10 protein-coding genes are annotated in these 11106 nt (G+C 67.0%); 4 read left to right on the top strand and 6 right to left on the bottom strand.

Going from position 1 to position 11106, the window contains the following annotated elements; genetic code table 11:
* From TX88_RS22615 to rpmF, 6 genes are all read right to left on the bottom strand, one after another.
* Window positions 1-312 (bottom strand): MspA family porin (locus tag TX88_RS22615; protein WP_044521725.1); only part of this gene is annotated, 312 nt, incomplete at its 3' end.
* Window positions 313-1004: 692 nt separating this feature from the next.
* Window positions 1005-1499: a MogA/MoaB family molybdenum cofactor biosynthesis protein gene (locus TX88_RS22620; protein ID WP_003885700.1), complete on the bottom strand. Its 495-nt coding sequence runs from the start codon at window positions 1497-1499 to the stop codon at window positions 1005-1007.
* A gap of 80 nt (window positions 1500-1579) precedes the next feature.
* Complete coding sequence (locus TX88_RS22625) at window positions 1580-2995, bottom strand: S1C family serine protease (protein WP_044520109.1); 1416 nt, start codon at window positions 2993-2995, stop codon at window positions 1580-1582.
* A gap of 195 nt (window positions 2996-3190) precedes the next feature.
* Window positions 3191-4690 carry a HAMP domain-containing sensor histidine kinase gene (locus tag TX88_RS22630; protein ID WP_110918127.1) on the bottom strand — a complete coding sequence of 500 codons (1500 nt, stop codon included), beginning with the start codon at window positions 4688-4690 and terminating at the stop codon, window positions 3191-3193.
* Window positions 4691-4694: 4 nt separating this feature from the next.
* A complete protein-coding gene (locus tag TX88_RS22635; RefSeq protein WP_044520110.1) occupies window positions 4695-5381 on the bottom strand; it encodes a response regulator transcription factor in 687 nt (228 codons plus the stop codon).
* Between the two features lie 146 nt (window positions 5382-5527).
* Window positions 5528-5701: a 50S ribosomal protein L32 gene (gene rpmF / locus TX88_RS22640; protein WP_044521728.1), complete on the bottom strand. Its 174-nt coding sequence runs from the start codon at window positions 5699-5701 to the stop codon at window positions 5528-5530.
* A 226-nt stretch (window positions 5702-5927) separates the two neighbouring features.
* Between rpmF and TX88_RS22645 the strand changes: the two genes are divergently transcribed.
* From TX88_RS22645 to TX88_RS22660, 4 genes are all read left to right on the top strand, one after another.
* Window positions 5928-7634 (top strand): acyclic terpene utilization AtuA family protein, encoded by a 1707-nt coding sequence (locus TX88_RS22645; RefSeq protein WP_280113236.1) that lies wholly within the window; start codon window positions 5928-5930, stop codon window positions 7632-7634.
* Complete coding sequence (locus tag TX88_RS22650; protein ID WP_044520112.1) at window positions 7631-8779, top strand: acyl-CoA dehydrogenase family protein; 1149 nt, start codon at window positions 7631-7633, stop codon at window positions 8777-8779. The genes TX88_RS22645 and TX88_RS22650 overlap by 4 nt, the downstream gene beginning before the upstream one ends.
* Window positions 8776-10371, top strand: a complete 1596-nt coding sequence (locus TX88_RS22655) for an acyl-CoA carboxylase subunit beta (protein WP_044520113.1) — start codon at window positions 8776-8778, stop codon at window positions 10369-10371. The genes TX88_RS22650 and TX88_RS22655 overlap by 4 nt, the downstream gene beginning before the upstream one ends.
* Window positions 10372-10378: 7 nt before the next feature.
* On the top strand, window positions 10379-11106 hold a 728-nt coding region (locus TX88_RS22660), incomplete at its 3' end, for a biotin carboxylase N-terminal domain-containing protein (RefSeq protein ID WP_044520114.1).

Below are 11106 nucleotides of genomic sequence, written 5' to 3' on the forward strand. Positions count from 1 at the left end.
CCCCACGCCCAGCGACCAGGGGAAGCCGATCTGGTAGCCCAGCTCCAGCGTGCCCTCGAAGTCGTCGGCACCCGGGCCCGCCACGACGTACTTGGCGCGACCGGAGTGGAACCACTCACGGGTCAGCCGGTTGCGGTCCAGCGGGAACACACCATTGAGGAAGGTGTCCCACTGCTGAACGGTCAGGGTCCGGTCCTGACCATCAACCAGGCTCAGTTCATTGTCCAGACCCGCATGAGAAGTGCCCGTGCTCGTAAACAGCGCCGCGATGGTTGCCACCATCGCGACCAGCACCCGACTGAATGCCTTCATGTTCTCCCTAGCTATATCGCCGGCGGCCCCGGGGGCCCACCGTTTGTGGGTGGCGTCCCGGCCCCCGCAGACCGTACCGCCGCGCAAGACCTACATGTGGTGCGGATTAGAAACCCCACACGTTGCTCTTACGTAATGCTCATCGTTGACACGAGGAACATAACGGGAGCCCTCCGGGGCGGCAACGCAAGCACATATCCCGAGCGGTGCATACGGTCAATCGATCAAAATTTGCTGAAAACCGGCTGGGAGGTCGCGCACTACGTCGCGACGCTGCGAATTGGCCCACTCGGCAATGCTGTGATGCCGTTCGCCTCGATAACGAACTGAGGGCCGGACCACAGTGCTGAGCAGAGGTTTCGTAGCCCTCACAAGCCGCTCACCTTCTCAGTGATGGTGAGGCGGAATGTTGTTCCTCAACCATCGGTCCCGGTCGTCATCGTCGTCCGGCGAAGCGGTGTCGCGTTCATCGGGAGCGATGTCCGGGAGGGCCTCACCGAAAATCTTGTTAACTGCGTGCTGGGACATTTTGTTCGCTTCAGGCATCGTCAATTCCCTTTGTGATGAAGATCACATCTCATCCTAGGTGGCGCTGCAACAACCGTTAACCTGCTCTTAACCAGCACCGTAACTCTGCCTAACATTCACCTGCAAAAGGAAACGGCGGCCGGTGGCCGCCGTTTCGTTGATGTTCAGATTTCCAAACTTGATAGCTGGCCTATCACTTGCGCGGCCAGTGGCCCGAGGGTGGCCATGCCGTCGCGCACCGCAGCACGCGACCCGGCGATGTTCACCACCAGCGTGCTGCCCGAGACGCCGCACAGACCGCGGGACAGCCCCGCATCCACGATGCCCGCCGAAAGTCCCGATGCCCGCAGTGCCTCGGCGATGCCCAGCAGCTCCCGGTCGAGGATGTCGAGGGTGGCCTCCGGCGTCACATCGCGCGGTGTCACCCCCGTCCCACCGACCGACACCACCAGATCGACGCCGCCGATCACCGCGGTGTTCAATGCGTTGCGGATCTCGACCTCGTCGGCGGCCACGACCACGACTCCGTCGACGACGAACCCGGCCTCGCCCAGCAGTTCCGTGACCAACGGACCGCTGTGGTCTTCCTCGCCATGCGCTGTGCGATCGTCCACGACGACGACGAGCGCGCGCCCCACCAACTCCCCTGGCTGTTCCATGCCTGCAACCGTATATCCGGCGGCAGACAACGGTGTAGCCAGACGGAGTGTGGCGATCCCGCCGGGTCCGATCACCGTGCTCACTGCTCAGCCTTTCCCAGCGTGACGTCGATGGTCTGCGGCTTGCCCGCCGGGTCCAGGAAGGTCAGCGTGACCTTGTCACCGGGGGCCTTGGACCGCACCGCGGCCACGAGCGCGTCGGCGCTGCCGATCACCCGGTCGTCGACCTTGGTGACCACCACACCGCTGGGCAGACCGGCAGCCGCTGCTGCCCCGCCGTTGGTGACCTCGACGATCTTGGCGCCGTCACTGGCCTTGTCGTTGGCCACCTGCACGCCCAGCGAGGCGTGCGAGGCCGTGCCGTTCTGGATCAGCTCGTCGGCGATGCGCTTGGCCTGATCCACCGGGATCGCGAAGCCCAGCCCGATCGAGCCGCTCTGCGCCTGCGGTGAATCCCCGCCCATCGTGGCGATCGCCGAGTTGATCCCGACCAGTTCACCGTTCATGTTGACCAGCGCGCCACCGGAGTTGCCCGGGTTGATCGCGGCGTCGGTCTGGATGGCGTCGAGCACGGTGTTCTGATTGCGGGTGTCGCCGCCGGCCGCGACCGGACGGTTCAGCGCGCTGATGATGCCGGTGGTGACGGTGCCTTCGAGGCCCAGCGGCGAGCCGATGGCCACCACGTCCTGGCCCACCCGCAGGTTGGCCGAGGAGCCGAGCGTGATCGGGGTCAATCCCGAAACGTCCTGTGCGCGCACCACTGCGATGTCGCTGCTGGGGTCCGTACCCACCACGGTGAACGGCTTGGTGGTCCCGTCGGAGAACGTCACCTTGGTCTGGGCGCCCGCCGGTGCCGGTGCGCTACCGGGCGCGGTGGCGGGAGCGGGCTCACCCGGCTTGGCCGCCTGCACGACGTGGTTGTTGGTCAGGATGAGGCCATCGCCGGTGAGGATGATGCCCGAGCCCTCCTCGGACGCGCGGCCCAGATCGGTCTCGAGCTTGACCACACTCGGCACCACCTTGGCTGCCACCTGCTCCACCGAACCGGGGGGCAGGGCGGCCGCGGGGACAGTCGGCGCGGCACCGAGGCCCTGGGTGCCCAGGCGCGGGTGGTCATCGTGAACCAGCGTGGCCACGCCGCCACCGATGCCCGCCGACACCACGGCCACGGTGAGGGCACCGGCGACCAGGCCGGCCTTGGAGCGCTTCTTGGCAGGGACGGGCTGCGGGCTGGCCGGAATCCGGTACGGGTCGAACGGTGCGCGATACGCCTGCTGCTGCGGCTGGTGGGTCTGGGTCTGATGCGTCTGGGCCTGGTGCTGCTGCGTCTGATGCGTCTGCGACTGATGCGGTTGGTGCTGCTGCGGCTGTTGACGCGCGTAGCGCCAGTCGTACGACTGTTGCTGGTAAGGATCAGGACGCGCACCGGCGTATCCGGGGGCAGCGCCGCCGGGATGCTGCTCCGGCTGCTGGGGGTACCTCGGGTGGTTCGTCATAGTGCTGCGTGCTCTTCTCTTGTAAAGGTCCGCCGGCCTGTGACGCCGGCCCGCTCCGACCCGTTTGTCCAACCCTCGTGTCTGTTCAATTCGTCAAACGAACTCACTGCCACTCAGGTTGCCCAGATGGGCTGAGAATCCACTTAGAGATTTCTGATCCATCCGTGATTTAGTCCCCCGACTGACTTAACTGTCTCACCTTTTGTCCGCGCCGACAGCGTGCCCACCGCCGACCCGGGGCGAGTGTGTCGCATCGCCATTGGGGATCGGCTGGCCCGGCAGCACCATGTGAAAGGAAGCTCCCGGCGGGGTGCCGCCCGGCACGGTCTCGTCAATCCGCAGTGCGCCACCGTGTTTGAGCACCACCTGCTGGACGATAGCCAATCCGAGACCGGATCCCGGCATCGCCCTGGCCGCGTCCGAGCGGTAGAAGCGCTCGAACACCAGCGCGCGTTCCTGCGGCGGGATGCCGGGCCCGTGATCGGAAACCACGAGTTCGGCATGCGTCGGATCGACCTGATGCAACCGGACACTGACCCGTCCGCCGGCCGGACTCCACTTGGCGGCGTTGTCCAGCAGGTTGAGCACTGCCCGGCCGAGGCCGGGTGCGTCGCCGAACACCTGCCAGCCGATGACGTCGACGTCGAATTCGATGTCGTTGCGGCGCCTCCGGACCCGCTCCAGGCTGCGGTCGACGACCTCGGACATGTCGACCGGCTCCGGGGTGATGCCGCCGGCATCGTCGCGGGTCAGGTCGACGAGGTCACCGACCAGGGTGGAGAGCTCCTCGATCTGGGCGATCACATCCTGCTGCAGCCCGTCCATCTCGTCTCGGGGCAGCGGCGGCGCGCCCGGCGCTTGCGAGGCCATCAGCAGTTCGACGTTGGTGCGTAGCGAGGTCAGCGGGGTTCTCAGCTCGTGCCCGGCGTCGGATACCAGCCGGGACTGCCGTTCCCTCGATTCGGCCAGAGCCCGCAGCATCATGTTAAACGCCTCGGTGAGCCGGGCCAGCTCGTCGCTGCCGACCACCGGGATGGGCCGCAGATCGTCGGTGCGGGCCACCCGCTCCGCGGCTTCGGTGAGTCTGCCCACCGGTCTGAGCCCGGCTCTGGCCACCGCACCACCGGCCATGGCGGCCACCGCGACTCCGACGCCGCCGACGATGAGCAGCACGGTGCCCAGCCGTCTCAGCACTTGGACAGTGGGCGCCAGGCTCTTGGAGATCAGCAGGGAACTGCCGTTGGCGAGATGCACCGCGAGCACCCGCTGGTGGTTGGCCGTGCGCAGGGACATCAGCAGTTCACCGGAGATAACGTCCTTCTCCGGCTTGCCCAGCGGCAGCATCTGTCCCTGCTGGTTGGCCGTATAGATGGATCGGCCCGGGATCACCAGCATCGCGTTGACGTCGGAGTAGGCGGTGCCCTCGATGGCCTTACCGGGGTCGGCCGCCAGCGATCCGCTCTCGATGAGCAACCGGGCCCGGCTGTGCAGCTGGTTGTCCAGGTCGTCATAGAGCGCGCGCGAGACGACGGCATAGACGGCGACCGCCATCAGGACGACCACCATGGCCACCATCGACATCGCGAGCATCATCACGCGCCAGCGCAATGACAGTGAGCTGGTGTTCCGTAGGTTCACGGCGGCGAGCCGCCCAGAGTCGGTGGCGGTTCGCCAGGTGTTTGCGTTGAGCGCCATCAAATCAGGGGGGTGTTTCGCGCAGCACGTAACCGACGCCGCGCACGGTGTGGATCAGCCGGGGCTCGCCTTCGGCCTCGGTCTTTCGGCGGAGGTATCCGATGTACACCTCGAGGGCATTGCCCGAAGTAGGGAAGTCGAATCCCCACACCTCTTCGAGGATGCGGCTACGGGTGAGCACTCGCCGCGGGTTGGCGATCAGCATTTCCAGCAGCGAGAACTCGGTGCGGGTGAGGCTGATCTGACGCTGGCCACGGGTCACCTCGCGGGTCACCGGGTCCAGGGTCAGGTCTGAGAACGTCATCATCTGCGAATCGGCGCCGTCGTCGCTGACCGTCCGGCGCAGCAACGCCCGCATCCGCGCCAGCAGCTCCTCGAGCGCGAACGGCTTGGGCAGGTAGTCGTCAGCACCGGCGTCCAATCCGGCGACCCGCTCGGAGACCGAGTCACGGGCGGTCAGTACCAGGATCGGTAGATCGTCACCGGTGCTGCGGAGCTGCCGGCACACCTCCAGACCGTCCAGCCGCGGCATCATCACGTCCAGAACCACAGCATCGGGCCGGTCACTGGCAATCGCCTCGAGTGCTTCGACCCCATCCTGGGCGAGCTCGACCGAATAACCATTGAAAGAAAGCGACCGGCGCAGGGATTCGCGCACAGCGCGATCGTCGTCAACGACAAGTATGCGCACAGGCACAGTTTCAACCCGCTGTCTGAGAGTGGGCTGAGAGGCGCGCCGCAAATTCGCCGAGCGTTTTCACGGGACCGGAACAACCCTGAGCACGACAAAAAGCGCTATCACGAGTGATAGCGCTTTTTGAGAAAGTGTCTGAGGTTCTAGCGCTTGTCGAGATCGACCAGGCCGAGACGAGCGGCCTTGAGCAGACGGCGCGGCACCTTGTGCTGCTGACCGGCGACACTGACGCCGACGAGACCGGTGGCCTCGGCCTTCCACTGCGCGCGCCGGCTACGGGTGTTCGCGCGCGACATTCTGCGCTTGGGCACAGCCATGACGTGCATCTCCTTGCTTCGGGTTGTTGCCGCGCGAATCGATTGAGCTCGCCGGCGGCGACGATTAGGTACAGAGTAACGGTTGACCTGGCGCTGCTCCAAAACGGTGGCCACCGGCCTGAGCTGGGACATGCCCACCACCTATTGACGTGAGACCAGCGGTACCCGCTAACCTACCGGTTGGTTGGTTGGGTGGTATCCATTGTCAGCGTCGACAGGAGTACAGGTGCCTTCAGGGCCTGATGCAGTGCGCATCGGTAATTGTTCGGGGTTTTACGGCGACCGGCTGTCCGCGATGCACGACATGCTCACCGGCGGTGAGCTGGACTATCTGACCGGCGATTACCTGGCCGAGCTGACCATGCTGATCCTGGCCCGTGACCGGGCCAAGAACCCCGACCGCGGCTACGCCAAGACCTTCCTCACCCAGCTGGAGCAGTCCCTGGGGCTGGCGCTCGACAAGGGCGTCAAGATCGTGGCCAACGCCGGCGGGCTGAACCCGGCGGGGCTGGCCACCGCGGTCCGGGCCCTGGCCGAGCGCCTGGGCCTCGACGTCAACGTCGCCCATGTCGAGGGCGACGACCTGGTGGGCCGGGCTTCCGAACTCGGGCTGGGCACTCCCCTGGCCGCCAATGCTTACCTCGGTGCGTGGGGCATCGTCGACTGCCTCAATTCCGGCGCCGACGTCGTGGTGACCGGCCGGGTGACGGACGCTTCGGTGATCGTCGGGCCCGCGGCCGCGCATTTCGGCTGGTCGCCCACCGACTACGACGCGCTGGCGGGAGCGGTGGCCGCCGGTCACGTGATCGAGTGCGGCACCCAGGCCACCGGCGGGAACTACTCCTTCTTCTCCGAGATACCGGATCTGGCCCGGCCCGGGTTCCCCATCGCCGAGATCGCCGCCGACGGCTCCTCGGTGATCACCAAGCATGCGGGCACCGGCGGGCAGGTCAGCGTCGGCACGGTCACCGCCCAGCTGCTCTACGAGATCACCGGCGCTCGCTATGCCAATCCCGATGTGACGCTGCGTGTGGACTCGCTGCAGCTGAGCCAGGACGGCGACGATCGCGTGCGTATCTCCGGGGTGACGGGCGAGGCCCCGCCGCCGACGCTCAAGGTGTCGTGCAACAGCATCGGCGGGTTCCGCAACGCCGCCACGTTCGTGCTGACCGGCCTGGACATCGAGGCCAAGGCCGCGCTTGTGCGCAGCCAGTTGGAGGCCGGCCTGAAAGTGCGCCCGGCAGAACTGGATTGGACGCTCGCCCGCACCGACCATCCCGATGCCGATACCGAGGAAGCCGCCAGCGCCCTGCTGCATTGCGTGGTCCGCGACGCGGATCCCAACATCGTCGGACGTCAATTCTCATCGGCGGGCGTGGAACTCGCGCTGGCGAGCTATCCGGGATTCACCACCACCGCACCCCCGGGCGATGGTCAGATCTACGGAGTGTTCGTACCCGGCTACGTCGACGCCGCCGAGGTGCCGCACATCGCCGTATACGCCGATGGCAGCCGGATCGGCATCGTGCCGGCGAGCGAAACCCTCGATCTGGCACCGGTGTCCGATCCCGCCCTCCCCGACCCACTCCCCTCCGGGACCACTCGCAGCGCGCCGCTCGGCACGATCGCCGGCGCCCGCAGCGGCGACAAGGGCGGGTCGGCCAATGTCGGGGTGTGGGTACGCACCGACGAGCAGTGGCGCTGGTTGGCACACACGCTGACCGTCGACAAACTTCGTGAATTGCTGCCCGAGACAGCAGATCTGCCGGTCACCCGGCACATGCTGCCGAATCTGCGGGCCGTGAACTTTGTGATCGAAGGCATTCTCGGCCAGGGCGTCGCGTATCAGGCCCGATTCGATCCGCAGGCCAAGGGGCTGGGCGAATGGTTGCGCAGCCGTCATCTCGATATCCCGGAGGAACTCATCAAGTGAGCATCTGGACTTCGCCCGAGCGTGAGGCATTGCGCAAGACGGTGCGCAGCTTTGCCGAGCGTGAGGTGCTGCCCCACGCCGACGAGTGGGAACGCACCGGCGAGCTGCCGCGCGAATTGCACCGCAAGGCCGGCGAGGCCGGCCTGCTCGGCGCCAACTTCCCCGAGTCGGTCGGCGGTGGTGGCGGCGACGGGGCCGACGCCGTGATCATCTGCGAGGAAATGCATTACGCGGGTTCCCCCGGCGGCGTGTTCGCCTCGCTGTTCACCTGTGGCATCGCGGTGCCGCACATGATCGCCTCGGGCGATGAACGCCTGATCGAGACCTACGTGAAGCCCACGCTGCGAGGGGATCTCATCGGATCCCTTGCCATCACCGAACCGGGCGGCGGCTCCGACGTCGGGCACCTCACCACGCGCGCGGTCAGAGACGGCGATGACTACATCCTCAACGGCGCCAAGACCTACATCACCTCGGGTGTCCGCGCGGACTACGTCGTCACGGCGTCGCGCACCGGCGGACCGGGCGCGGCAGGCGTCTCACTGATCGTGGTGGACAAGAGCACCCCGGGATTTGTGGTCACCCGCAAGCTCGACAAGATGGGTTGGCGCTCAAGCGATACCGCCGAACTGTCCTACAGCGACGTGCGGGTGCCGGTGGCCAACCTGATCGGCGCGGAGAACTCCGGCTTCCTTCAGATCGCCGCGGCGTTCGTCTCCGAGCGGGTGGGCCTGGCCGTGCAGGCCTATGCCAGTGCGCAGCGCTGCCTGGACCTGACCGTGCAGTGGTGCCGCGACCGCGAGACCTTCGGCAAGCCACTGATCGCCCGGCAGTCGGTGCAGAACACCCTGGCGGAAATGGCCCGGCGGATCGACGTGGCCCGGGTGTACACGCGCCATGTCGTCGAGCGGCAGTTGGCCGGGGACCAGGGCCTGATCACCGAGGTGTGCTTCGCCAAGAACACCGCCGTCGAGACCGGCGAGTGGGTGGCCAATCAGGCTGTCCAGTTGTTCGGCGGAATGGGCTACATGGCCGAATCCGAGGTCGAACGCCAGTACCGTGACATGCGGATCCTGGGTATCGGCGGAGGTACCACCGAGATCCTGACCTCGTTGGCCGCAAAGACATTGGGGTTCCAGTCATGACCACTCTCAAATCAACCATCGACCCGGGTTCGCCGGGGTTCACCGAGGCGGCCGAGGTGATGGCCACCAAGCTCGCCGAGCTCGATGCCGAGCACGCCAAGGCCCTGGCCGGCGGCGGGCCCAAGTATGTGGACCGCCACCACGGCCGCGGCAAGCTCACCGCCCGCGAGCGGGTCGAGCTGCTGCTGGATCCGGATGCCCCGTTCCTGGAGCTGAGCCCGTTGGCGGCCTGGGGCAGCGATTTCACCGTGGGCGCCAGCGTCGTCTGCGGCATCGGTGCCGTCGAGGGTGTCGAGTGCCTGATCGTCGCCAACGACCCGACGGTCAAGGGCGGCACCAGCAACCCGTGGACGCTCAAGAAGATCCTGCGCGCCAACCAGATCGCGATGGAGAACCGGCTTCCGGTGGTCTCCCTCGTGGAGTCCGGCGGCGCCGATCTGCCGACGCAGAAGGAGATCTTCATCCCGGGCGGGCAGATGTTCCGCGATCTGACCCGGCTGTCGGCGGCGGGCATCCCGACCATCGCGCTGGTGTTCGGCAACTCGACGGCCGGCGGCGCCTACGTGCCGGGCATGTCCGATCACGTCGTGATGATCAAGGAACGCTCCAAGGTGTTCCTGGCCGGACCGCCGCTGGTGAAGATGGCCACCGGCGAGGAGTCCGACGACGAATCGCTGGGCGGTGCCGAGATGCACGCCCGCACTTCGGGTCTGGGTGACTACCTGGCCAACGACGAGCTCGACGCGATCCGGATCGGCCGGCGCATCGTGGCCCGGCTGAACTGGCGCAAGAAGGGACCCGTTCCCGCGCCGGTGGTCGAGCCGAAGTTCGACCCGGAGGAGCTCATCGGCATCGTGCCCGCCGATCTGCGTATCCCGTTCGACCCGCGCGACGTGATCGCCCGCATCGTCGACGGCTCCGATTTCGACGAGTTCAAACCGCTGTACGGATCGTCGCTGGTGACGGGATGGGCCACGCTGTACGGCTACCCGATCGGGATCCTGGCCAATGCCCGCGGGGTGCTGTTCTCCGAGGAGTCGCAGAAGGCCACCCAGTTCATCCAGCTGGCCAACCGGTCCGACACCCCGCTTCTGTTCCTGCACAACACCACCGGCTACATGGTGGGTAAGCAGTACGAAGAGGGCGGCATGATCAAGCACGGCTCGATGATGATCAATGCGGTGTCGAACTCCACCGTTCCGCACATCTCGCTGCTGCTCGGCGCCTCCTACGGCGCGGGCCACTACGGCATGTGCGGGCGGGCGTACGACCCGCGGTTCCTGTTCGCCTGGCCGTCGTCCAAGTCCGCGGTGATGGGCGGCACCCAGCTCGCGGGTGTGCTCTCGATCGTGAGCCGCGCCGCCGCCGAGGCCCGTGGCCAAGCCGTCGACGAGGCCGCCGATGCGGCACTGCGGGCTGCGGTCGAGGCCCAGATCGAGGCCGAGTCGCTGCCGATGTTCCTGTCCGGCCGGTTGTACGACGACGGGGTGATCGATCCCCGGGATACCCGCACCGTGCTGGGAATGTGCCTGTCCGCCATCGCGAATGGCCCGATCGAGGGGACGTCGAACTTCGGCGTCTTCAGGATGTGAGCGAACAGTGATTACCAGAGTGCTCGTCGCCAACCGCGGCGAGATCGCCCGCCGGGTGTTCGAGACCTGCCGTCGGCTCGGCATCGGCACGGTCGCTGTGTACACCGACCCCGACGCCGGGTCCCCACACGTCGCCGAGGCCGACGCCCGGGTTCGCCTGGAAGGCAACAACGGCTACCTCGACTCCGCCCAGATCATCGCCGCGGCCCGGGCAGCGGGTGCCGACGCCGTTCACCCCGGCTACGGGTTTCTCTCCGAGAACGCGGATTTCGCGGCGGCCGTGATCGATGCCGGGCTGACCTGGATCGGCCCGCCGGTGAACGCCGTGCAGGCCATGGGCTCAAAGATCGAGGCCAAGAAGATGATGGCCGCGGCCGGCGTTCCGGTGCTGACCGAGCTCGACCCGTCGACCGTGACGGCCGACCAGCTGCCGGTGCTGGTGAAGGCGTCGGCCGGCGGCGGCGGTCGCGGTATGCGCGTCGTGCGCGAACTGTCGGATCTGCCAAGCGAAGTGGCAGCGGCCCAGCGTGAGGCGCAGTCGGCGTTCGGTGACCCCACGGTGTTCTGCGAGCGCTACCTGGCGGCCGGCCATCACGTCGAGGTGCAGGTGCTGGCCGATCAGCACGGCACGGTGTGGGCGGTCGGCGAGCGCGAGTGCTCGATCCAGCGCCGCCACCAGAAGGTCATCGAGGAGGCCCCGTCGCCTCTGGTGGAACGCACACCCGGGATGCGGGA

This window comes from Mycolicibacterium septicum DSM 44393 (genome assembly GCF_000455325.1).
Taxonomy (GTDB): Bacteria; Actinomycetota; Actinomycetes; order Mycobacteriales; family Mycobacteriaceae; genus Mycobacterium; species Mycobacterium septicum.